Below are 24,214 nucleotides of genomic sequence, written 5' to 3'. Positions count from 1 at the left end.
ACATCCGTTGGATTTGACTCACAATGGGGGGGGGGTATGAAATTGGTCTTGCCGGGATATGGGCAGGTGTTATATTAAGACAGGTAAAGGAACAGGAAAAGGAACGATCTATGCCAATTAAACGGGATAAATTTGATTTTGAAATCGGCTATTTGGGCGAAAGCCCGTGCCGGGGGTGTGTCTACCGGAAAAACCTGCCGCATTGTTCGGATAAGTGCCGGTTAATGGATGAGATCAGGATTTTTCTGGCTAGGGGAATATCCTGTTCCGGCACCTATAATGCCCAGTAGCAGGGCCTGTTAAATTACCCGGAACCTGTCATTAAAACAGGAAGAGCCCGTGCCAATGCGGCACAGGCTCTTTTTTCCTGATCGTAAAGGCTGAGCGGCTCCTTATTCGTCCGCCGGCGAACCCACCGTGATCCGATCAAGGTTGTCCGCCAGGGTCTTGGGGCCGATGCCCTTTACCTCTGTGAGTTCTTCAACGCTATCAAACCCGCCATTTGCTTCACGGTATTCGACGATCCGCTCAGCATAAGCAGGGCCTACATTTTTAAGCTGGGTCAGCTCATCCACGCTTGCGGTGTTAATATTGATTTTGCCGTTGTGGTCTGCTGCCATTACGCTTCCGCCAAACCCGGCTAACAGACAAATTAAAGCCAATACAATAACCTTTTTCACACTCTTCTGAACCATCTACTGCCTCCTTTTCTGATGCGCGACTAAAAGTTTTCGTTTACGTTAAGGAAAATCTAAAATTTTCCTTATCTCTATAAATTTTGACGCATTATAAATGGATAATCAGTGACGTCAAGAAAAAATTTTACTAAAAAAGAGATTTAGTCTGAGTTCGCTATATGTCGGCGATTATGACGATCCAGGTATTCCAGCTGCCGGGCCAGCATCGCAGCCCGCGGCATTTCATAGCCCTTATCCGCGGCCGCTTGGATGGGCCGCCAGTAAATCGTATTTATTTCCAGTTCTCTTCCGGCTTCAAAATCAAGTTTCATGCTGGGGTTATAGGCCACCATTTTTTCTGTGGCCGCAAGCATCTGTCGGGCAAAACCCTCAGCCAATTCGAAACCGCAGGCCCGGGCGCCGACAATAACCTCCCCCATCAACTGCTCAATCAACCCCCTGGCGGCCGGATCATTCATCAGCTGATCGGTGTTGGCATTAAGTACTACGGACATGCCGTTATAACTCATATTCCAGACAAGCTTTTCCCAGCGTGCCCGGCCGAGGTTATCGGTTAAATGAATCGGAATGCCGGCTTTGCCAAAGGCATCGGCCACAAATTTCAGATTATCCGTAATGCCGGCGGCTGTATGCTGGCGGGAGAATTGTCCCATCCGGATACTGCCGTAGTCCAGATGCCGGATGTGACCCGGCCCTACTTTATTACTGCACAGAAAACAAAGGCCGCCGATAACAGTGGCCGATGGCAGCATTTCAGCGATTTCACGCTCTACCCCCAGCCCGTTTTGCAAAAGAACGACAATACCGTTTTCCTTGACGACCTGGGGGAGCATATTGCTCAGATGATGGTTTTGGGTGGTTTTAAGCGCCACGATAACCACATCGCAGGCGGGCATATCAGATGCATTTTCATAGGCGTAGATCGCTTCCAATAGAAAATCCCCATCCTTGGACTCAATTAAAAGGCCGTTTTCGCGCACATGCGCAAAATCACTGTGCACAAGAAAATGAACTTCAAATCCGCTGCGCATGAGCAGTCCGCCATAATACCCCCCAACGGCACCGGTTCCAATAACTGCAAACTTCAACTTTCCCTCCTTGAAATCGCCATTTAGGTTGTCGATATGCCCCGGATCAAATTGTCTCCCATGCATAAATATTTGCATTGGGTTTAGTGGCATCGATAGCTTGTCATAATCGGATTGTGATTTTCTGTCAATTGCCAGGCGCAGTTGACTTTATTGTCAATCCATAAATTTGGACTGGAGTTTTCACAATTTTTAGGATAGAGATAAGCATCTAACCTTTATCAATTAAATAATCAATTCACTGGGGAGGGAATGATGCCAGCCGAAGCCAACAATAAGCCAACCAAACGTGGCGCGCAAAAAAATTTGCTCGGAGAGGCACTGGTCAGCCACAACCTGATCAATCATGACCAGCTTGAAAAAGCCCTGCATCGTCGGACGCAGGTGGATATGCCGCTGGGCTCCATTCTAATTGAGATGGGGTTTGTTACGGTTGATAACATGCTGGCCTTCTTATCCCAAAAATTCGGGGTGCCTTCTGCCAATCTGTTTAAAGTCGATATCAAACCAGAGGTACTGAGATTCATTCCCCGGGAAAAAATGAAAAAGTTTCGCATCCTTCCGATTTCTGAGGAAAACAACACTCTGACGCTTGCCATGGTCACACCGCAGGATTTTATGACCATAAGCGATCTGGAATTTACCATAGGCAAAAAAATAAAGCCCGTGGTGGTGCCCTTTTTCATGATGGAAGCCGCGCTGAATTTGCTCTCCGACAACTATGAGGGGGGGATTAATGGTTCGGATATTGAAAAACTGTCCATGCATGAATCAAAGGACACCCAGCAGCCGCCGGAAATTGAAAAGCTCTTTACCTATCTCATCAAATCCGGCGGTAGTGATATGCTTTTAACCGCCGGCGTCCCGCCCTCTATTAAAATCGGCAGCATTCTAAAGCGCCTGGCCACGGTTTCCCTAACGCCCGCCAATCTTGAAGAATACGCCAGAAATATACTGACCACCGATGAATGGGACCTGTTTAACCGGGAAAATGAACTCGAAACCGGCATTACTTATAAGGATAAGGCCAGATTCCGTATCACCTGCTATCGGCAGCGCCATTCCATATCCATTGCCATCCGTCACCTGCCGGATAAAATTCCGTCTTTGCAGGAGCTAAGCCTCCCGGAATGGCTGCATGATTTCGCCCTGTCCCCCCAGGGCCTGATCCTGGTTTCAGGTCCGGCCGGCAGCGGAAAATCGACCACGCTGTCGGTGATTCTGGATATTATTAACACCCATCGGCGCTGCAATATCATCAGTCTGGAAGAGCCCATTGAATTTCTGCACAAGCATAAAAAAAGCAATGTCAACCAAAGGGAAGTGGGCCGGGATACGGCAACCTTTGAAGAGGGGCTGCGCGGCATTTTCCGGCAGGCCCCGGATGTAATCGTCATCGGGGAAATGCGGGATAAAACCACTTTTGAAACCGCCATCAAGGCCGCCCGGACCGGGCATCTGGTGCTGAGCACCATGAACGCCTTTGATTCCACTGCGGTGATTCAGACGATTATCAATATGTTCCCGGTGGAGCAGCAGGATCTGATCCGGTTGATGCTGGCCGATTCATTGCTGCTGTCCTTTTCCCAGCGCCTGGTCAAAAACAAGGAAGGCACCGGCATGCTGCTCGCCTATGAAAAACTGGCCACCTCCCATCGGGTGAAAAACTTCATCCGGGAGAACAGAATCCACCATATCCGCTCCCAGATGGAAACCGGGGCGGATGAATTCGTGCCCATGGATGTGGGGCTGGCCAAACATGTCAAAGCCGGACGGATTCCATTTGACGAGGGACTGCTGCACGCCACCAATCCGATTTATTTTCAGGATCTGGCGGGCTGATCAATAAGGCATGGGCCATATGAATTCCCTTTTAGAGGTGTTTTTGCATCATAAATCAGGGCACCGTGTTCCGGTTCGGGTGCATACCTCCCCGCTTATGGATGAATGATGCGTACAGCCATAATTTCAGATATTCATGGAAATGCCACGGCATTTGAGGCCGTATTGGCGGATATTGACGCCCACGCCCGGGTTGAAGCGATTTATTGTCTGGGCGACAATGTCGGCTACGGGCCGGAACCGGAACGAGTCATTTCAATGCTCATGGAGCGGCAAATACCGTCCGTGCTGGGAAACCATGAGCTTGCCATCAATGAACCGCAAATGCTTTCATGGTTTAATCCCATGGCCCGCCGCTCACTTGAAAAAACCGCCCAGTTCCTATCTGAGACGGCAAAAGCCCATATCGCCGATTTCAGTTCCAGCATGATCATTGACGGCTTCCGGCTCGTTCATGGATTCCCGCCGGACTCGCCCACCACTTATTTGTTTGAGATGGCCCCGGACCCTATCCGGGATACACTTAACAACCTGGCGGAATGGCTGGTATTTATCGGGCATACCCACGAACTCCTGATTATCGAATCAAACGGTGAAACCATTAAAACCGACCCCCTGCCCCAGGGAACCACCCGATTGAACTCCGACAAAAAATACCTCGTTAATGTGGGCAGCGTCGGCCAGCCCAGAGACGGGGACCACAAGGCCAAGTACGTCATATGGGACGACAGCACCCGTGAGCTGACCGTTCGCTTTGTGGCCTACGACATTAATGATACGGTTCAAAAGATCTATAAGGCCGGCCTGCCGGAGCAACACGCATGGCGGCTGCTTTAGACAAGGTCATCCATATCTGGGACGGCAAAGAAAAAAGTTCAAGATCGCGGCGCGCAAATCCCGAGGAATGCAGCGTACTTGCTCGTACGTGAAATTCCGGGGGATACAGCGCAACAAAGATATTGGACTTTTTGCGAAGACGTCATTATTTGGGAATTTTTAACTTCTGGCCCGGCTTAATCATGGTCTGATTCCCCAGCCCGTTGGCCCGGCGCAGTTTATCCAGATTGACATCATATTTTCGTGAGATACTATACAACGTATCCCCTTTTTTAACCTCATGGACGCTCGATGTTTGCTCAGACCGTGACTGATCGGATGTCTGTAGGTTATCAAACTGCGCTTTATTGGATGCAACCTGTTTTTCCACCTGATTCAGCCGTTTTTCCACAGCATTGAGCCGATCCGCGCTGTTTCGAATCAATTCGGCGTTGGCCTTCATCTGATCCGAAGCTGCCGAATCAGTCGAAATTTCCCCTTCGCTGATAAGGCGGAAGTTTTCCTCTAACCCGGCAATCCGATTGTCCAGTTGATTCACCCGTTCCTGGAACCCCTCCAGTTCGTTAATCCGGGTTTCTATCCGATCCAGCCGGGGCATGAGCTCATCGTTTACTGCCGGCCGGGCGGCGTGTCTGCTTTCATCGCTTGCTTCCTTGGTGGATTCCGGATTATTGGGCCAAAAAACGATAAGCAAAACAATGAGAATCAATAGGCCGGCGCTCACCAGCACATAGGGGTATTTCGACCGCGCCAGAAAGCGCTGTGGGTCCTCATTAGAAAATGTTGAATACGGTTTCTCGTACAACTCTTCGTTTTCCGCATCAACCTCGGATTTCCAGTCCATGTTTAAGCCTCCTGATTTGATTTACATGATTTTTTTAATAAATTGATCGAATTCAAGCCAGAACTGCCGGCGGATTGAATCCGTTTCCTTGAGTATTTCATGTTTGGCGTTTTGTATAAGAACACATCGGCAATCCGCCAGGCGCTGACACATCTGCTGCATGGCGGAAATCGAAATCACCCGGTCCGCGGAGCCGCCCAGCATGAGTACCGGCACCGCCAGTTTTTTCCAGCTATCCGCCGCAAACATGGCGTCTATGGAGTCAAATGCAGCGGATAACCAGCCATATGTCACGCCGCCGATAGCCAGCGCCGGGTTGCCTGCGATTTTTTGTTTTTCATCCATGAATCGTTCCGAATCACTTGTCAATGGATTGTTTTCAAACGGTTTTTGCTCCGGATCGTAATAGCCTGCGCCGGGGATATAGCGCTCCGACCAGTTGTGTCGGCTGGCCAGACGGACAAGCTTGCGGGCAAAGGGATACGGCACCGAATTTGTCCGGATATCGATCATTGGAGAGACAAGGATGGCTCCGGCAAAATAGGCGGATGCCCGGCGAAGGTATCTCAGCGCAATATGGCCGCCCATGGAATGGGCGAGGAAGATAAGGGGAAAGGCCGCATTCGGCCGGACAATGGTTTCTACAAAAAAATCAAGATCATCAATATGCCGGTCAAAGGAATCCACATGCCCTTTTTGCCGGTCCTTCAAAAGGCGGTCGGACAAGCCTTGACCGCACCAGTCCATTGTATAGACCGCAAAATGTCTGCGGGTCAGGTCCTCAATCGTTTCCTGGTGCTTTTCAATAAACTCCGCCCGCCCGCCAAGCAGTATGACGGTGGCGGCAGCGGCCGGCCCGTCAGGCGCATAACTGGCATACCGGATGGATAGATTGTCCTGCGTCTGAAAATAACTGGCGCGTGATGCCATGGAAAGCCGGGTTGACCTTGACGTTTTTTTTCTTTATTGTAATTTCGGTAATGGTTACTCCAGCAATGATCCCGTATGGTGCTTACCATGTATCATATCGCCCTTGCTGTCAATGAATTATCAAATGCATGAACCTTTGGCGTTTTTATATGACTCGATATACACACGATTTTGTCGAAGCCGGTAATGAATTAATGGCATTCGGGTGGGATCGCGAAACCAACGAAAACACGATGATCTGTTATCTTCAGATGTTTTCCGATGATGCGGTAATGCAAAAACTCCGTCATCGTTTAAAAGATGAGGAAATTGAGGAGATCTATTTCTTAATTAACCGGCTGCTTAGAACGCACCTTAATGACGGGGAATACCACCGTTTGTTTCTTAAGGAGCCGCATCCATAGGCTGCCCGGCTTATTTTCCTGACAGGAGAGGCTATGCTTCCAGAAAAACAGATTCAGCGCTATGCGGATGTCCTGCTATGGGGCCTTGAGACCGCCCGGACCGGAAAAATCAAAAAGGGCGATGTCATCATGATCCGATACGATCTGCCGGCGCTCCAGCTGGCGGAAACTTTGTACGCCAAGCTCCTTGAGATGGGCGTTCACCCATTGCACCGGCTGCTTCAGACCCCGGCCATGGAGACATCTTTTTACACCCTTTCAAATAACCGGCAGCTGACCTTTATCGCCCCGGGCGAGGAGGAATTGTATCGGAATTTAAATGGGAGCATCGCCCTTCTGGCCCCTAAATCCCTTACCCATTTAAGCCGCGTGGATCCCACAAGAATCAGCAAACCGGTAAAGACAAGGAAATACCTTCGGGACATTCTCGATCAGCGCGAAGAGGAAGGCCATTTCAGCTGGACCCTTGCCATGTACCCGACCGAAGAGCTGGCCGCCCATGCCGGCATTTCAGCGGAAGAATACGCCCGGCAGATCATCAAGGCCTGTTTTTTAAACCGCAGAGACCCGATCGCCCAATGGAAAGAGATTTATAAACAGGCGCAAACCCTTAAAAACTGGCTAAACCGCTTGTCTGTTGAAAAATATCATGTGGAATCCGCCAGCGTGGATCTTTTTGTCACGCCGGGGGAAAAGCGGCGGTGGATCGGCATTTCCGGTCACAATATCCCGAGCTTTGAGTTGTTCACATCCCCGGATTGGCGGGGGACCAACGGGGTCTATTATGCGGATCAGCCCTCTTATCGCAGCGGCAATTACGTCCGGGGCATCCGGGTGGAGTTTAAGAACGGAAAAGTGGTCTCTGCTGAAGCCGAAGAAGGCGAGGCGTTTCTTAAAAAACAGCTGGCCATGGATAACGGCGCCAATAAAATCGGCGAATTTTCCCTGACCGACCGGACGTTTTCCAAAATCGATTGCTTTATGGCCAACACCCTGTTTGATGAAAATTTCGGCGGCAAATACGGCAACTCCCATATCGCATTGGGCGCCTCCTATTCAGATACATACGGCGGCCGGCCGTCGGATTTGACCAAAGAGAAAAAGGCGGCGCTGGGGTTTAATGACTCGGCCCTGCACTGGGATATCGTAAATACGGAGAAGAAACGGGTGACTGCCCATTTGACGTCCGGTCATAAAAAACTGATTTACGAAAACGGGCGGTTTGCCTGTTAAAGATCTATTATGGATGTAGCAGCCGTATCGGAAAAAACATTTTTTCGGACCAATCATCTAAATCGAGGCCGGTAATGGAAAACAAACCCCTTTATCTGAAAAACGAGATTCAGGATTATGCCTGGGGATCATACGAATTTATTCAGGATCTGCTGGGCGCTGAACAAACCGACACCCCCTGGGCCGAACTCTGGATGGGCGCCCATCCCAAAGCCCCGTCAAAGATTCAGGTCAATGGTGAATGGCGGGCGCTGGACCGGCTTATTGAGAGCTATCCGGAAGAAATTTTAGGCCGGGAAACCGCCCGGCGGTTTAACAATACCCTGCCCTATCTGTTTAAAGTGCTGGCCGCGGAACACCCCCTCTCCATTCAGGCGCATCCGAACCGGGAGCAGGCCAAAAACGGATTTGACCGGGAAAACCATGAAGGCATCCCCCTTACCGCATCAAACCGAAATTACAAGGATGACCGGCACAAGCCCGAATGCATTTGCGCCCTTACCCCCTTTTGGGCAATGGAGGGGTTTCGCCCGATCAGTGAAATGGTGGAACTCTTAAAGGCGGCCTGCCCCAAGACGCTTGGCGATGCCATCGCATATTTAAAGCAGAAGCCCGACGGCAATGGATTTCATCGATTTTTCGAAGCATTGATGACGCTTCCCAAGCCAAAGCTTCAACAGGTAATCGATGAAACTGCCCGCAATGCCATCGTCCGCCAGGCTGAAAACGATGAGTTCCGCTGGATTAAAACGCTTTATGAGCTCTATCCGGAAGATATCGGCATTTTATCCCCGATTCTTTTAAACCTGGTCTGTCTTCAGCCGGGGGAAGCGCTTTTTCTAAATTCCGGGGAAATGCATGCCTACCTGCATGGGGCGGGCATTGAGATTATGGCCAACTCCGACAATGTGCTGCGCGGCGGCTTGACTGCCAAGCACGTGGATGTTGAGGAGCTCATGCGGGTTTTAAATTTTGACCCCCACGGCCTGCAAATCCTAAACCCCCAGGAGCGCCCGGCCTGTGAAAAAGTTTATCCCACCCCGGCCGAAGAATTCTCTTTGGGGGTTATTCAGGTGGACGCTCACTGCAGCTATTCCACGGAGCAGATCATCGGCCCTGAAATCCTCCTTTGCACCCATGGCGACGGGGAAATCCAATGGGATGATGCCGCTGAAACCCTCCGGATCAGCAAAGGCGACGCATTTTTAATTCCCGCTGCCGTTAAAAGATACAGCATATCCGGTACGGCCCAAATTTACCGCGCGGCTGTCGGGGATCTGCTGCCGGCCTAAACCAGCCAATGGAACTATCGGTTTCCGAAATATTCTACAGCATTCAGGGCGAATCCCTTTATGCCGGCCTCCCCTGTGCATTTGTCCGCCTGGCCGGCTGCAACCTGAGGTGCCGATACTGTGATACGGCGTATGCCTATAGTGACGGCACCCGGATGGCGATTGAAGATATTGTCCGCGCGCTTGAGGCATTTCAATGTCCGCTGATCGAGGTGACCGGCGGGGAACCCTTGCTGCAGCCCGCGGCGCCGGAATTGATCACCGAACTGTTAGACCGGGATTACAGGGTGCTGCTCGAGACTAACGGCACCTTTAATATAGCGGCGGTGGACAGCCGCTGTGTGCGGATTATGGATGTAAAATGCCCGGGCAGCGGCGAAGCGGACAAAACCGATTTTTTCAATTTTGATCGCTTGCAGCCGGAAGATCAAGTCAAGTTCGTGCTAACAGACCGCGGTGATTATGAGTATGCCAAAAACCTGCTGCTTGACAGGTGGCCGGACGGCCCGCCGGCCGCCGTCTTGTTTTCCCCGGCCAAAGGCCTGCTTGATCCGGCCGTTTGTGCAGAGTGGATATTAAAAGATCATCTGCCGGTCAGGCTTCAGCTGCAGCTGCATAAAATTCTCTGGCCGGAAACTGCCCGCGGGGTTTAAAGATGAAAAGAAAGATCCCCAAAATTATCTTTGAACAGCTTATCCGGATTGTGCTGGCGGCTGTTTTCTTATTCGGGCCGGGGGCAATTCCGGCCGCCGCCGAGATTTACAAATATCCGGATGAAAACGGGAACTGGCATTATACAGACACCCCGCCGCAATCCCGGGCGCATGCGGCAGAGCCCGTGGCAGAAGCCGCCCAGTCGCGTTCGGGACTGGAGGACCTCCAAAAAGCGCTTATTGAAAAATATCACCCGGAAACCCCGGTGGAATCGGCCGCCATTGCCGCGGTGACCATTGAATCCTATATCGGCAAAGGCTCCGGATTCTTTATCTCAGCAAAAGGCCATATTCTAACGAATCGCCATGTCATCCGCGGGGACAGCCAGCAGTTTGAAAGCGCCAACAAAGCCCTTGATACCATTGATGGCCGTCTGGAAAAAATTGATGAACGGTTTGCAGCGGAAAAGGCACGGCTGGAAAAGTTTAAACGGCATCTGGATGAATACCGCCGGAGCATCGCAGGGATGTCGGAGGGTGCGGCAAAGCGGCGGGAACAAAGACGCTATAAGGTTGAGCGCGACCGGTATGAATCCCAAAAACAGGATTTTGAATCCAAAAAATCCGAATATGAGCATCGCAAGGCAGCGTATGAAGATAAAAAACATGAGTACGAATATACAAAAAGCACGGCCGCCCTTTCACGCAATTTTAAAATTATTCTGAAAGATGGGCGCACGCTTTATGCTTACCTGGTGCGCATAAGCGAGGACTATGACCTGGCGCTCCTTAAAGTGGACGGGTATCAGACGCCGTTTATCCATACGGCCGAACTGGGCCGCTTAAGCCAGGGCGATCCCCTCTATGCCATCGGCAGTCCGATGGGCCTCCGGGATTCCGTGTCCAGCGGGATTTTTTCCGGATATGAAAAGGATTTTATTAAAACCGATGCCAAAATTTATCCCGGAAACAGCGGCGGGCCGCTGGTCACCCGGGATGGCCGGGTGGTGGGGGTCAACTCATTTAAACAGCTGACCCGGCGTTTTGAGGGCCTCGGCTTTGCGATTCCCATCGGGGTCGCAGCGAGCGAATTTGACGCCCATCTTGGGGAAGCCTTCGGACGTTGATTGCCGTAGGTTTCAGGTTTCAGGAAATATTGTGCGAGCGAGCCAAATTTTTTGCAAGCCTGAACACTGAACACTGAAACCTGAACACTTTAATTTTACACATAATACCTAATACCTAATACCTAATACCTGCGAAGTTACTTAGAAGAGACGGTCAATGACCAGATTAAAAAAAGCAGTGGTGCTGGTAAGCGGCGGACTGGATTCCGCAACGGTCCTGGCAATCGCACGCGCGCAAGGCCGGGAATGCTATGCCATGAGCTTTGATTACGGCCAGCGCCACCGGCTGGAACTTGACGCGGCCCGAAGAATTTCAAAGAATATGGATGTTAAAAGGCATCGGGTAATACAGGTGGATCTGGCAGGCATCGGCGGCTCAGCCTTGACGGCGGATATTTCCGTGCCCAAACATCGATCAGATGCGGAACTGGAAAAAGGCATTCCAATAACCTATGTACCGGCCCGAAACACTATCTTTCTCTCCTACGGCCTGGCCTGGGCAGAGGTCATCGGCGCAGCAGACATTTTTATCGGGGTCAATGCCGTCGACTACAGCGGCTACCCGGACTGCCGGCCCGAGTTTATCAAGGCCTTTGAGCAGATGGCCAATCTTGCCACAAAAGCCGCTGTTGAAGATGGACAGCCGGTCCGGATTCAGGCGCCCCTGCTCTATCTGAGCAAAGCGCAAATTATCCAGCGGGGCGCATCCCTGGGGGTGGACTATTCCCTGACGCATTCGTGCTATGATCCCACACCGGAAGGACTGGCCTGCGGAAACTGTGACAGCTGCAGGCTTCGCAAAAAGGGATTTGCCGAGGCCGGCCTCAAAGATCCCCAAAAATATACAGATCAATAAAATTCATGAGGATTGCGTTTCTCCATTATCATTTAAAGCCGGGCGGGGTATCCCGGGTTATCAAACAGCAGATAAACGTCCTCTCCGAGCAGGCGGAAAGGCTCATGCTGACCGGGACAGCGCCGCAGACGCCGGTTACTCCGGAAACTTGTGTAGTGCCCGGACTTGGCTACGATCAAGCGGGAAAAGCCTCAGAAAAATCTCCTGAATCTGCAAAAGACATTGCTGATCAAATCATCCGGGCGATTCATGATAAATGGCCGTGCGGATGCGATATCCTGCATGTGCACAACCCGCTCCTGGCCAAGAATCGAAAACTGCCGGAGATTTTATCCTACCTCCGGCAGCAAGGGATCAGGCTGCTTATACAGGTTCATGATTTTGCCGAAGACGGCCGGCCCGCTGCCTATTATACCGGCGTTCCATATCCTGAAAACTGCCATTACTGTGTGATTAATTCCCGGGACTATGAGATCCTGCGCCGAGCCGGCCTTAATTCAGATGGGCTTCATCTGCTGCCCAACATGGTGGACCCTTTTCATCTCGCCCCGCACAAAACAATTGATGAGCGTTTCGTGCTCTATCCGGTCCGGGCGATCCGGCGGAAAAATATCGGGGAGGCGATGCTTGCGGCCTGTTTTTTTGCGCCCGGGGTGCGCCTTGCGATCACCCTGCCGCCGAACAGCCCGCGGGACTGGGCGCCCTATAAACGCTGGCAGGCGTTTGCAGAAAAACATCAACTCCCGGTCATTTTTGAAGCCACGCAAAAATACGAATTTCCGGACCTGATCCGATCGGCTGAGAGCATGATCACCACCAGCATTACCGAGGGATTCGGGTTTGCTTTCCTGGAACCCTGGACTGCCGGGCAGCTCCTTTGCGGCCGGAAACATTCAGCCTCCTGAAATGGAGTGACCATGCCCTATAAGGATCTAATGCAACAATATATCACGCCCCTTGCGCCCATCCCGACCGGTGTGGAGCCAGCCGGGCATTTGCGCGATCCCGTGCAGGCAGTATTGTTTGATGTCTACGGCACGCTTTTTATCAGCCGGTCCGGAGATATCAGCATGGCCGGCCGCGAAGCCCAAACCGCCGGCCGGCTTACATCCCTGGTCCAGTCCTATGATTACCAGGGTTCGGGGGATGAGTTAATTAATGCGTTTTTTCAAGCGATTCAAACCAGCCATGAGTCCATGCGGCAACAGGGCATCGATTACCCGGAGGTTCAGATTGATCAGATCTGGCAGCGGGTTTTGGGGACATCCGACATTGAAACAGCCCGGCAATTTGCGATTGAATTTGAAATGATCATTAACCCCGGCTACCCCATGCCGCATCTGGAATCTGTCCTGTCTGCCTTCAGGAATACATCCACGGTGATGGGGATTGTCTCAAACGCCCAGTTTTTCACACCGATCCTTTTTGAAACGCTTCTGGGGGGTGTGCCGGAAAATATCGGGTTTGATCCGGAATTGATTTTTTACTCCTATCAATACGGGGTGGCCAAGCCCTCGCGCCATCTTTTTCAGCTGGCTGCCAGGAAGCTTCAAGATTATGGAATTGCCCCTGAAAACGCACTTTATGCGGGCAATGACATGTTAAACGACATGATGCCGGCTGCGGCCGAAGGCTTTCAAACCGCCCTGTTCGCAGGCGATAAACGGTCCCTGCGCCTGCGCGAAGATGATCCGGGCTGCAAAGGCCTTTCTCCGGAATTGGTTATCACGGATCTGCGAGAGCTCATCAAGCAGGCGCTTAAATGAAATCATCCAAAATGCATATAGGCGTGCCATGTCTAATCAGCTAACCCCGGAAGAAAGAGATTTTTTTACTTTGGTGGGCCGGGCCGGGTTTATCAATCCGTTCAGCCACGAACGAGACACCCTTGAATCCCGGATCAGCGGCCTTCCGCAGAACGCATCAAGGAAAAAAAGAACCAATGCCTTTGTTCGTGCGGTCAGCTCCCGGATTGCCGAGCTTGAAAGGGGCAACCGGGCCACCCTTAAAGCCTTCTCCGGGGAGGACAAAACTCTGATGGAACGGGTTTTCATGGTGGAGCTGTTCTACCGGTTCAAGGACAGATTCGATCAGCTGATTGCCAGCCAGATCGCTGCCGGCAGTACGCCGGTTAAAATCCCGTTTTATAGTGACGCCCAGGCGGCGGCCATGCAGCGCGGATTTGACGACGAGGCTTTCCGCCGCTACTTGGCGTTAGGCTTTCAAATCCGGCGCGCATTTTACTTTATTGACAGAAATCTGGTGGGCAACAGCCCATGTATGAAGCTTTTGCGCTGGAATCTGTGGAACAATGTGTTTACACATAATATTGATCTCTATGACCGGTATTTGAAGGACCGGATGGAAGATTTTTCCACCCTGCTGCTTGGAGAAACCGGTACCGGCAAGGGAACCGCGGCCCAGGCCATCGGCCGATCCGGGTTTATTCCCCTGGACCGGCGGCGGAAGATTTTTATGGAGAGTTTTACCCAGACTTTTAGTTCGCTGAACCTTTCGCAGTTTCCGGAAACCCTGATTGAATCCGCCCTGTTCGGCCATCGAAAAGGCGCGTTCACCGGCGCGGTGGAAGACTATCAGGGCGTATTTGACCGGTGCAGCCCCTATGGGGCCATCCTTCTGGATGAAATCGGCGAGGTTTCGCATCCGATTCAGATTAAACTGCTCCAGGTTTTGCAGGAGCGGGTGTTCAGCCCGGTGGGCAGCCAGAAGCAAAGCCGGTTTCAGGGCCGGGTCATTGCCGCCACCAACCGCTCTAAAGCAGATATCCGACAGAAAGAACGGTTCCGCGAGGATTTCTATTATCGTCTGTGCTCGGATATTATAACCGTTCCTCCCCTGCGCTTGCGTATCCAGGAAGAACCCAGGGAACTGGATTTGCTTCTATCCACCACCATCGAGCGGCTGATCGGCAAGCCTTCGCCTGAACTCGTGAGCATGGTGCGCGATGTGATTGACAGGGAGCTGGGTATTGACTATCCATGGCCCGGCAATGTGCGCGAGCTTGCGCAATGCGCCCGCCGGATTCTATTAAAGGGCGTCTATACGGGAGAATCCGGTTCCGGGGAACCGGAGCTTGACCGCCGGCTGATCAGCGGCATTGAAAACGGCAGCATTGATGCGGCCTCATTGATCTCCGGATACTGCTATCTCCTCTATCAGCGCCACCAGACATTTGAAGAGGTCGCCCGGCGGACCGGCCTGGACCGCCGGACGGTTAAAAAATATATTCAGGACTGGCAGCAGGCTTCCGTATAAAACCCCGCCATTTCGATCTTTTACCGTTGATATGCTTTTCATGAACATGGCCTGTACATACCATGCCCAGACAACTGGACTTTGATTTTTTTCACATCCCGGCCAAAAAAATTTAAATAGATATGAATTTCAGGCAAATATCAAAAAAGGCGACAGGTTGGCACAGACCTTGTATTTGATTTTCTTAAATGCGTTTTGATGCCGGAGTCATCGCCAAACAAAGAGGCCGCATTTAATCCGAAAACCCAAAAAGGAGGAATCAGCCATGAAAATTAAAGAAATTATTATTAAGGATTATGAAGAAATCATTGCCGAGCTAAAGGAAGTTTTTGCCCAGGTAAATACCTGGTGTCTGCTGGGTGAAGATTATATGATGGACTAACCTTTTTCATTTGGAGCGGGACCGTTTAAAATGGCCCCGCTCCAAATCCCGTAAACGCCCGTTTATAATTCCTCCCGCTTTTTTTTAACCGCCACTGACATTCCAGGCTGCGCCCATCCCACGGTGAATTTGTTCTGGCGAACAACCCAATAACCATGGGGTTTCTCGCATTTAAGGTCGGCACGGTGGCCGACCCTACAAAATGTCGGCATTGTCGCGTAAGGCGGGCCACCGTGCCCGCCTGAAAAATAGATAGAACAAATTGACCGTGGCGCCCATCCCAATTTGTTTGCCCCGCTTTCCTATGGATGCTATTTTTATTGGGTTTAAAAGCAAACATCCATAGAGCCGAGGGGGAGCATGACAGACAATTACGCAAAAATTGCCAGAGACAACCTGGAGAAGCTTTATAATTCCCTGCCGGCGGATCTGGCTGAAAATCTGCCGGCCCGGCAGGACGGAAATCAGTTTATTTTTGATGCATTCGGGGAAACCTGCCTGATTGGTCCGGAGGGAATCGAACTTGGCGATGGCGGGCATCCGACGGTTCTGGAAATCCTTATTTCACTCTATGCATTAAATGCCAGACCTGACCGGCCCCCCGTCCTGCAGCCCTTTAAGTCATACAAAGATTTTCCGGACAGCATGCCCTACGTGGCGGCCTTTACCTCGCATACAGAGCAGCCCCTGGTCCCATATGTCAAAGAGATTGAAGCATCGTCTGGCCGCATCAAAGAGATGCTTAAGGGTGAAGATGCGCCGACCGAAGTAAGCGGGGATTTTTCGTTTCTCGTGTACCCGCTTCCCAAGATCGCCCTCTGCTATATATTTTACGAGGCGGATGAGGATTTTCCCGCCTCCTGCACCTGTCTTTTTTCAAATAACGCGGGGCTGTTTCTGCCAATCGATGCCCTGGCGGATGTCGGGGAGTATACATCGCGAAAAATCATGGAAATCATCGGAATCCAGTGAGTTCGGCCCGCCTTCACACGTCTCAGGGATCACAGTCTCGTAAAAAGGCAATTTTGAGATGGCAAAGCAAAATGTTCAAGATCGCGGCGCGCAAATCCCGAGGAATGCAGCGTAATTAATCGTACGTGAAATTCCGAGGGATGCAGCGCAACAAAGATATTGGACTTTTTGCGAAGCCATCAGGGATCGCGTGGTTTCATTACATAGCTGACTTTAACGCGGTCGTCCGCCCCTTTGGCTGCCTGAAGGGATGTGGGTTCGAAAAGCAGCTTGGCGGTCAATGTGCCGGAGGCCCTGAGCTGGCCAAGTTTTATCGGCTCCGTGTAAATGGTTTGGGTTTCCGCCAGCCGTTGACTTGCGCCAACCACCTTAACCGCCGGGGGGGTTAAATCCGCGCTTTTCAGCAGCATGCCTTCGGGCATTTCCCCGACCCAGTTAACCTGGATGGGGATCATCTTTGTGGTCAGCTTATCCAAAGTAACCGTTAATACGGACGGTTCAATCCGGTTTAATCGGATACCAGGGGGCAGGCTCACATTTTCACCGTTTAAATTATACACGTTTGCGCCGATATCCGCCTGGCTTAAATCCACCGAGATCTTTACCTGATCGGATCGCATATTTTTAATCAGCGCCCCGGAACCGCTTAGGTAGAGCTTGGCCGTACTGGATGAGGTGTCAAAAATTTCCAGTCCGGACGCGCGGTTGACAAACTCCACCGGCAGTTCCATGGTGGTGAGGGTTTCCATTCCCTTGGTAAAGCTAAACCATATACCGGTCATACATACCAGACACAGGAGCCCCGCAATGGAGAGTTCCACGGTTTCTCGCTTTAGGCCTTTTGCCGGCGCCAATCCGATGCCCAGATGTTTGCGGATATTGTAGCGCAGCACCTGATTGTCATGGATATCAATAATATCATGCCCCCTGGCAATAATGACGTTGCCGCTTTCTTCAGAGACAACAATGACCATGGCATCGGAGTTCTGCGCCAGGCCGAGCGCGGCCCGGTGCCTTGTGCCAAACCGCTGGGGCAGATCCTGCCGCTGGCTTAACGGCAGGATGGTTCCCACCCGGGCAATCCGGCTGCCCTCAATCACGGCAGCCCCGTCATGGACCGGATTGCCGTTCCAGAAAATAGAAAGCAGCATCTCGCGGGAAATCAACCCCTGCCAGTCCACGCCGCCCTGCACCATATCCCGCAGATCCTCTTTTCCCGGCAGAATAATCAGCGCGCCGATCCGTCTGCGGGAAAGTTCGCTGACGCTTTCTGTCAGGATATCCACCGGGGTCTGAAGATTTTTTTTGGGAAATCCCCATAGGATGGCCCGAAGATTCTGGGCCTGGAGCACATTTCGGATTTCATTGCGAAAAACAATAATGATAATCAAAGCCGCCGCGGCAATAATGCCCTGCATGGCCCAGCTCGTAACGATCAGCCCCATCTGTGAGGCCACGCGCTGAAACAGCCATAGCAGGGCCAGGCCGGCAACGACGCGAATTACATGGGTTCCGCGAAACAGCACATAGAGACGGAAAAGAATATAACTGTTTAACAGGATATCCAGGATATCCTGCCATCGGATAATAGAGGTCAAAGGTTCCAGAGGCGGCATCAAATCTATTCGGTAACACTGAATCTAAGGGTTTTTAACGTCCTATCGCGGGCATCGACGATATCGACGCGCCAGGGGCCTTTATCGGATTCACGCAGCTGAATGCTGCTGTATGTGGACCACTGGGGAGGTTTCAGGACGAGCTTTTTCTCAGTCACCAGCGAATCCCGCCGGTACCAGCGATGAAAGATGAGCGTTTCGCGGGGAATATTGGAAAACTCCGTGTAGCAGCTGACTCTGCCGATTTTGATAGAGAATGCGATGGCCGGATGCACCGGCTGTAAATCCTGGATGGTCTCACAAATAACGGCCTGCTCCACGTTTATCGTTTCGTTTGCAGTTTCTCCGCCCCACGCCGGCGGATAAATGCTAAAAGGTGCGGCAATTAATGCCAGCATCAGGATAATCCAGCGGCCCAACGCATAATGATAAAGCCGGCTATATATTTTCAAACTGCCCTCCTGGCGCCAATGTCTAAGGGATTACAGTAAATCGGGTCTCGGTGATTTTCTGTTTATCCGCTGTCACCACCTCGACCCGCCAGTCGCCCGCATATTTTTCATGATCAAGGGTGATATTGCTCCATGTCCGCATGCGCGGATATTTAACATCCAAAACCACCGCGGCATATTTTTGCTCATTGAAATAATACTCGTGCCGCAGCAGATAGGGGAGCCGGCTTTTATCCGAGCGCACATCCATCCAAACCCAGACTTCCGGGCGACTGCCCTCTTGTATCGAAAATTCAGTGCCCGGGGATACGTACTGTTTGTTTTCAACCTTTTGGCAGGCAACGATTTTTGCGATCCGAATGCCGTCAAGTCCCTTTTTTTTTGGTTCCGCGGCTTTGTTTGGGATCTCTGTCTTTGTTTGAGAGGGCTCAGGCGAACTTGGGGTTTTATGAGATTCAGTCGGTTCTGCCGACGCTGCCGGCTCTGCCTCGGATTCAGCGGATTCAGCGGATTGCTCCGGGGGCATTGAGTCGGTTTGGTTTGAATCAGCAGGCGTTTCCGCCAAAAGGGGGGCAGATTTTCCTGTCTCCTTGTCGGAGACGGTTTCAGGCGATACCTTCTTTTGCGAAACATCCGTAGGTTTGGAGTGTTGTCGTACATCAGAGGGTGGTAATTCGTTTTGGGCTCTTCCGGCATCCAGCGCAATGCGCGCCGAATGATGCAGGGCCACTTCCGGCGGCGGGCTGTCAGAAACATTTAGATAAAGCACCAGCAGACTGACACAGATCAGCACACAGATGCCGCTTATCATAGCCGCATAAGCGCTTTTTCCCTTCTTTTTTTTTCTATGATCCTTCGCGTCAACCGCCGCGCGGAATTTGTTAACAACTTCCCGGGCCCGGTTTTCAATTTCTTGATCATTCATGGCTGGCACGCTTTTTTGCGTCAGAGGTTAATCAGGGATTTTCACCTAAATTCGGGTTTCATTCAAAACCGGTATCTATTTTGCCATAACATTTGGTAATATGAAACCAATTCTTGCGCTAATGCTTGCACTATTTTAATGTCATCCGGCGATAGAGATTCACCTCGAAATATAAAAAATCGTTTAATGCGTTTATTTTCTGTCTATATCTTTTTCCAGCAGATCCATCCTTGCATGATATTCAATAATGATTTACTGTTATCAGGTAACCTAAAGCCCATGAGGCTTTGAGCATAAAACATTCATGACTTTTCTGATCCCGTATTTTTGCCGCAAATTGACAGCCGCACCCTCTTGATCTGTTCGGGCATTCTCAGAAATAGCTGACAATCCATATTTAGCCGGCGGATAAAACAGGCATTGCCGCAAATGCTTTTTTGCCGGGTTGAAGTAAAAAAAATCGTAAATAAAGGAGCACATTTTATGCCAGAAGCAAAAGAAGGAGACACTGTCAGGATTCATTATACCGGAAAATTTGATGATGGAACGGTATTTGACACATCCGGGGAAAACGAACCCCTGGAATTTGTGATCGGAGACGGTCAGGTCATTCCCGGGGTCGAGGAGGCGGTTATCGGGATGAATCCGGAAGAAAACAAAACAACCATGATTCCGCCGGAAAAGGCTTATGGCCAGTATCATGAGGATATGGTGATTGAAGTGGAAAAAAACAAATTTCCTGAGCATATTCAGCCTGAACCGGGGCTTGAACTGGAGCTTAAGCAGGAAGACGGCAACAGCATGTTTGTAATTGTCACCAATGTCTCAGATGAGGAGGTCACGCTGGATGCCAACCATCCCCTGGCCGGCAAAGACCTGACATTTGAAATCCAGCTCATGGAAATCGTCTGATCCCTGCGTTTTTGTTTACCGCAGCATGGGCCTGCTCCCATGCTGCGGTATTATCAAGCCTATTCAACGGATGCAGGTACAGTGAATGAAAGATCCTCTGATACCGCCTCATATGATCCGAAAGGTGGAGGAAGCTTATCGGGAGGATTGGGAAAAATGCCTGGAATACGCAAAAAAACAAAGAGGCCTGCTGTTTTCGTACGAATAAGGATCAAATGACATCAAGTAAGCCTTACGGGCGGTTACGCCGAATCTTATCCAAGGCTCTGATAGCCCTTATCGGGCTGTTAGGGCTTGTCTTAATTCTGGCTTTACTACTGATAGCCTTTTTGCCAACAATTGTATCCACCGACCGCGCAAATCAATTTATATTAATGCAGCTGGATACTGCGCTGCCCCACCCGGTTCAAATTCAGAAAATTAACTGGTCATGGAAGAGCGGATTTACAGCTAAAGGGATAAAGATTCCAGGCCATCCGGATTTTTCCCCTAAACCCATGGCAGAAATCCCCCGCGCCCATCTGGAAATAGAAATTTCGGATTTATTCAAGCGGCGGTTGAATTTTTCGTTTTTTGTGGAAAGCCCGGTTATCCATCTGGTTCGGGACCAAGCCGGCCGGCTGAATCTCGCGGAAGCGTTTGGCGGACCCCAAAGGCCTGAAAAGGAGAAACCGCCTGAACCGGAAGCATCCAAAACGCCCTTTAAGCTGCCTTTAGATATCTCCACGGATATTCATCTGGCGGACATTTCTATCACTTACCAGGATCAAGCGGCGGGCCGGCACTATCGCGTCAAAAACGGGGATATTCATCTGAAGGCACCGGATGTGGTTGGAAAGCCGGTGAGTGCATCCATTGCCGCGGATATCTCGGTAAATGGCCAGGACCTGCCCCATGCTGCCATCAATGGCACAGTGCAAAATCTGTTTGATTCTTCAAGGCAGATGCGGCTTAATCGCGTGGCCGCCCGAATAGATGCTGATCTGCCGGGGGCTGCGGTTCATGTTCAGGGTGATATGGCGGATACAGGCATTAAAGCCAGTGTCTCGCTTGATCTTAAAGCCCTTGCCGGCGCCGCAGCCCCGCTGCTGCCAAAACTTTTAGATAATAGTGACATAAACGGGCACATGGAGCTAAAAGCCGAGGCCGCCCGGACGGCACCGGATATCATTGGCTTTGATGCCGCACTCAGCGGCAAAGCCGTTTCTCTTGCCGGAAAAATGCTTTCCGGAAACAGCCTGGGGCCGGGGGATATGCGCGTGGCAGCAGCCGGAGAAATGGATCTCGACAAGTTTGATCTGAAACTGGATCAGTCAGAAATTAAACTTTTGGCAAACACCCGCCTGACATGCCGCGGCAGCCTCCGGGATTTGAAAAGTCCTGCACCGGCCGTGGATTTTACGATTGCACCGGTTCATGTGGACCTTAAGGAAATGGCTGCTTTTGGCAAAGATTACCTGCCGCCCGGGCTTATCCCTGGGCAAACAGCTGACAGCCATACTGATTTATCCATTGAAAAAATCCGGATAAAGGGGCGCCTGCCCGCCGGGCAAACTTCAATTAATATACAAGCGCTTGAACTGAATACATCCGGTGTGGGCTATCAAACCGGCATTGAAGCGGCTGAAGGGATTAAAATTGAAGATGCGGGCGTCGCGTTTCAATCCGTCAATGCCGTGCTTGACGATCTGATGCCCTCATCCGCCGAACTGCGAGCCGCTGTCAATATTGGACACCTGACTTATGAGGCCGGGGAAACGCGCATGTCCATGCGGGGATTTTCCCTTGACAGCCTCCGTGTCAAAGCCGGTCAAATAAGTATGGAAGAGGATTCGCCGCTGGGGGTGTCCGGGGAATTTGAGCTATCCAATACCGCGAAAATGAGCTCCTTCGAACTAGAGGATTTGCTCGCGCTAAGCGAGACGAGCCAGTCGCTGGATGTAAGCATGGCAGTCCACCCGGATGGAAAAGCTGCCGGCACCATTGATCACGTGCACATCAAAATCCCCGGCGTACATATTGAAAATTCAGCCTATGGACTGCCCGAAACCAGCGCCGGTCTGGACCTCTCCCTTGCCGAATTCCAGCTCAATGACATGGAAACCTGGGATGTGGATATGAAGGGTCTGAATCTAGGTGTTGATGCGGGCGGCATGATCACCCTGAATCTCACTGCTGCTGCCGAACAGAGCGGCAAAAACCATTTTCATGCGGATCTCGTCTCAGACATCCGCTTAGACCGGATTGTGAAGGCCTTACACCTTGAAGAGCGATTGAATATGGAGGCTTCCGGAGATGCGAACGTACGTGTCCAAATTGCCGGCAGGCGCCCTGATCCCAGGCAATTGGAAGACCTGAAGGCTTTTAAGATTAACGAAAATTTGGGTTTTCTGGATCTTTGCAAAATTACCCTCAACCTGGCGGACGGTGGCCTCAGGTATCAGAAGGATAAAGACGACCGCGTTACCATTGACGGGATTTCAGGCGATCCGCTTTTTGCCTATACGCTTTCCGGAAAGAATGCCGATGGCAAACTCTCCAGTCAAATCCATATCAATCGGGTTATGGATGTAATGGGTATGCAGCCGGCGGATCCAGTGTCCGGCCGGTTCATGCTTGATCTCAGGCATAAGGGATTGGACCGGATGAATGTCACCCAGCACCTTCAAATCCAGCCAGGCAATATTGATCAATCCATCGAGATCGCTTTGGACGGCATAACACCGGATATTTGGGCAAAGTCCCCCTATGAAATTTTTCAACAAATCAGCGGCCGGGCAGCAGCAAATGTTACGCTTCAGGAGAGCCGGGCATTAAAGAATTTCAAGCTCCCGGCTTTAAGCGCCATTGACGTAAACGGCGCCATTGAAAGTTCCGTTACGGTGCAGAAACGGCCTGCGGATACGGTGGAGGCTGATGTTCAACTGAATATGCGGGAGTTTTCCGCAGAAATGGGGGATCTGTTTGCTTTCTCCGGCATAAACGGCAATATTGGATTATCCAGGAAAGTGACAATCAAGCCGGCGGCATCCATGACAGATGGCGACAGGTCAAGCACCCGGCTTTCGCAGCAGATGATGCAGGGCAGCCGGGACTCTTTAATGACAGATGCGACAGCAGCCGGCGCCTTTAGCGGCAGCATGAACCCGCTTACAGGTCATGCAGACCGCAAACAGGGGATTTCTTTACAGTCCGGGAAAATCTCCGCCGCCGGTGTGCCGATCAGGATCGGCCCCTCCCGGATTAATATCGGGCTTTCCCGGGGCCTACCGGCCATCGACTCTTTGAAACTCGATATTCTTGGCGGCACGCTGATCGGCGATCTGCTGATCAATCCGCAATCCGGCGGATATTTTCTGGAAACCCGGATGAATTTTACCGGCCTGGATGCAGCCTCCATTTTTCCGGAAGCCGCGGCAGACATGAAAAGCGGGGCATCTGAAATCAGCGGGGCCATATATGCCAACATTCCGGTGGCCCGAAAAATGGAGAATCTGCTGGAGAATGCGGAAGTGGTGATTGAATTCCGAAAAATCGGCAGCCGCGCTCTGGAACGGCTCCTCTACGCCCTGGACCCCTATGAGAGCAATGAGGCCATTGTCTCCCAGCGCCGCCTGCTTCGCATGGGCTCGCCCAAGCAGGTTCAATTATCTATCAAGGACGGGTTTCTGTCACTGGAAGGAAGCGTTCTGGTGAAATCCGTGCCGATTTCCATCCCCCCGCTTCAGCGCTTAAACATTGCCCGGCTGCCGGGGATTCAAGCCTATGCGAACACTCTTTCGGTCATGGCGCCAATTATACAGCTCCTTGATCTTGCGAGCGCGGAAACCCTGGCAGCTGAAGAGGTGTTTGATAGATGAAAAGGAAAGGACACA

Annotated in this window: 22 protein-coding genes; 15 read left to right on the top strand and 7 right to left on the bottom strand. The window is 51.3% G+C overall.

Annotation, left to right across the window (positions count from 1 at the left end):
* The first annotated feature begins 110 nt into the window (after positions 1–110).
* Positions 111–290: a hypothetical protein gene (locus tag U5L07_02095; protein MDZ7830524.1), complete on the top strand. Its 180-nt coding sequence runs from the start codon at positions 111–113 to the stop codon at positions 288–290.
* A 102-nt stretch (positions 291–392) separates the two neighbouring features.
* Here U5L07_02095 and U5L07_02090 read toward each other — a convergent pair whose 3' ends face one another.
* Entirely contained in the window at positions 393–620 is a 228-nt protein-coding gene (locus tag U5L07_02090) for a helix-hairpin-helix domain-containing protein (GenBank protein ID MDZ7830523.1), read from the bottom strand.
* A 218-nt stretch (positions 621–838) separates the two neighbouring features.
* Positions 839–1,786: a putative 2-dehydropantoate 2-reductase gene (locus U5L07_02085; protein MDZ7830522.1), complete on the bottom strand. Its 948-nt coding sequence runs from the start codon at positions 1,784–1,786 to the stop codon at positions 839–841.
* A 252-nt stretch (positions 1,787–2,038) separates the two neighbouring features.
* On the opposite strand from U5L07_02085, the gene U5L07_02080 reads away from it, so the two are divergent.
* Both U5L07_02080 and U5L07_02075 read left to right on the top strand, forming a co-directional pair.
* Positions 2,039–3,628 (top strand): PilT/PilU family type 4a pilus ATPase, encoded by a 1,590-nt coding sequence (locus U5L07_02080; protein ID MDZ7830521.1) that lies wholly within the window; start codon positions 2,039–2,041, stop codon positions 3,626–3,628.
* Positions 3,629–3,736: 108 nt separating this feature from the next.
* Entirely contained in the window at positions 3,737–4,465 is a 729-nt protein-coding gene (locus U5L07_02075; protein MDZ7830520.1) for a metallophosphoesterase family protein, read from the top strand.
* A gap of 145 nt (positions 4,466–4,610) precedes the next feature.
* Here U5L07_02075 and U5L07_02070 read toward each other — a convergent pair whose 3' ends face one another.
* Positions 4,611–5,309, bottom strand: a complete 699-nt coding sequence (locus tag U5L07_02070; GenBank protein ID MDZ7830519.1) for a LysM peptidoglycan-binding domain-containing protein — start codon at positions 5,307–5,309, stop codon at positions 4,611–4,613.
* Between the two features lie 21 nt (positions 5,310–5,330).
* On the bottom strand, positions 5,331–6,239 hold the full coding sequence (locus U5L07_02065; GenBank protein ID MDZ7830518.1) for an alpha/beta hydrolase: 909 nt from the start codon (positions 6,237–6,239) through the stop codon (positions 5,331–5,333).
* Positions 6,240–6,388: 149 nt separating this feature from the next.
* Between U5L07_02065 and U5L07_02060 the strand changes: the two genes are divergently transcribed.
* The 10 genes from U5L07_02060 (at position 6,389) to U5L07_02015 (ending at position 16,434) form a co-directional block, all read left to right on the top strand.
* Complete coding sequence (locus U5L07_02060) at positions 6,389–6,643, top strand: cytoplasmic protein (GenBank protein MDZ7830517.1); 255 nt, start codon at positions 6,389–6,391, stop codon at positions 6,641–6,643.
* Positions 6,644–6,676: 33 nt separating this feature from the next.
* Positions 6,677–7,876 (top strand): aminopeptidase, encoded by a 1,200-nt coding sequence (locus U5L07_02055; protein ID MDZ7830516.1) that lies wholly within the window; start codon positions 6,677–6,679, stop codon positions 7,874–7,876.
* 74 nt (positions 7,877–7,950) lie between these two features.
* Positions 7,951–9,168, top strand: a complete 1,218-nt coding sequence (gene manA / locus U5L07_02050) for a mannose-6-phosphate isomerase, class I (GenBank protein ID MDZ7830515.1) — start codon at positions 7,951–7,953, stop codon at positions 9,166–9,168.
* Between the two features lie 8 nt (positions 9,169–9,176).
* A complete protein-coding gene (locus U5L07_02045; protein MDZ7830514.1) occupies positions 9,177–9,821 on the top strand; it encodes a radical SAM protein in 645 nt (214 codons plus the stop codon).
* Between the two features lie 2 nt (positions 9,822–9,823).
* Positions 9,824–10,948 carry a trypsin-like peptidase domain-containing protein gene (locus U5L07_02040; protein MDZ7830513.1) on the top strand — a complete coding sequence of 375 codons (1,125 nt, stop codon included), beginning with the start codon at positions 9,824–9,826 and terminating at the stop codon, positions 10,946–10,948.
* A gap of 157 nt (positions 10,949–11,105) precedes the next feature.
* Positions 11,106–11,804 (top strand): 7-cyano-7-deazaguanine synthase QueC, encoded by a 699-nt coding sequence (queC, locus tag U5L07_02035; GenBank protein MDZ7830512.1) that lies wholly within the window; start codon positions 11,106–11,108, stop codon positions 11,802–11,804.
* A gap of 5 nt (positions 11,805–11,809) precedes the next feature.
* Positions 11,810–12,709, top strand: coding sequence for a hypothetical protein (locus tag U5L07_02030; GenBank protein MDZ7830511.1), 900 nt, complete (start codon positions 11,810–11,812; stop codon positions 12,707–12,709).
* A gap of 30 nt (positions 12,710–12,739) precedes the next feature.
* On the top strand, positions 12,740–13,570 hold the full coding sequence (locus tag U5L07_02025) for an HAD family hydrolase (GenBank protein ID MDZ7830510.1): 831 nt from the start codon (positions 12,740–12,742) through the stop codon (positions 13,568–13,570).
* A gap of 28 nt (positions 13,571–13,598) precedes the next feature.
* Entirely contained in the window at positions 13,599–15,080 is a 1,482-nt protein-coding gene (locus U5L07_02020; GenBank protein MDZ7830509.1) for a sigma 54-interacting transcriptional regulator, read from the top strand.
* A 742-nt stretch (positions 15,081–15,822) separates the two neighbouring features.
* Positions 15,823–16,434, top strand: a complete 612-nt coding sequence (locus U5L07_02015) for a DUF3786 domain-containing protein (GenBank protein ID MDZ7830508.1) — start codon at positions 15,823–15,825, stop codon at positions 16,432–16,434.
* Between the two features lie 179 nt (positions 16,435–16,613).
* On the opposite strand, the gene U5L07_02010 is transcribed toward U5L07_02015, so the two are convergent.
* The 3 genes from U5L07_02010 to U5L07_02000 are packed head-to-tail and all read right to left on the bottom strand — an operon-like array spanning position 16,614 to position 19,427.
* Positions 16,614–18,050, bottom strand: a complete 1,437-nt coding sequence (locus tag U5L07_02010; GenBank protein ID MDZ7830507.1) for a diadenylate cyclase — start codon at positions 18,048–18,050, stop codon at positions 16,614–16,616.
* 5 nt (positions 18,051–18,055) lie between these two features.
* The gene (locus U5L07_02005) at positions 18,056–18,502 is read right to left on the bottom strand and encodes a DUF2914 domain-containing protein (GenBank protein MDZ7830506.1); all 447 of its coding nucleotides are present in this window, start codon (positions 18,500–18,502) and stop codon (positions 18,056–18,058) included.
* Positions 18,503–18,524: 22 nt separating this feature from the next.
* Positions 18,525–19,427, bottom strand: a complete 903-nt coding sequence (locus U5L07_02000) for a DUF2914 domain-containing protein (protein ID MDZ7830505.1) — start codon at positions 19,425–19,427, stop codon at positions 18,525–18,527.
* 483 nt (positions 19,428–19,910) lie between these two features.
* On the opposite strand from U5L07_02000, the gene U5L07_01995 reads away from it, so the two are divergent.
* The gene (locus tag U5L07_01995) at positions 19,911–20,339 is read left to right on the top strand and encodes a peptidylprolyl isomerase (GenBank protein MDZ7830504.1); all 429 of its coding nucleotides are present in this window, start codon (positions 19,911–19,913) and stop codon (positions 20,337–20,339) included.
* Positions 20,340–20,554: 215 nt separating this feature from the next.
* On the top strand, positions 20,555–24,199 hold the full coding sequence (locus U5L07_01990; GenBank protein ID MDZ7830503.1) for an AsmA family protein: 3,645 nt from the start codon (positions 20,555–20,557) through the stop codon (positions 24,197–24,199).
* Positions 24,200–24,214 lie beyond the last annotated feature (15 nt).

Source organism: Desulfobacterales bacterium, assembly GCA_034520365.1.
Taxonomy (GTDB): Bacteria; Desulfobacterota; Desulfobacteria; order Desulfobacterales; family Desulfosalsimonadaceae; genus M55B175.
Note: the sequence above shows the minus strand (reverse complement) of the source record. Positions and strands in the feature narration are given on the sequence as shown.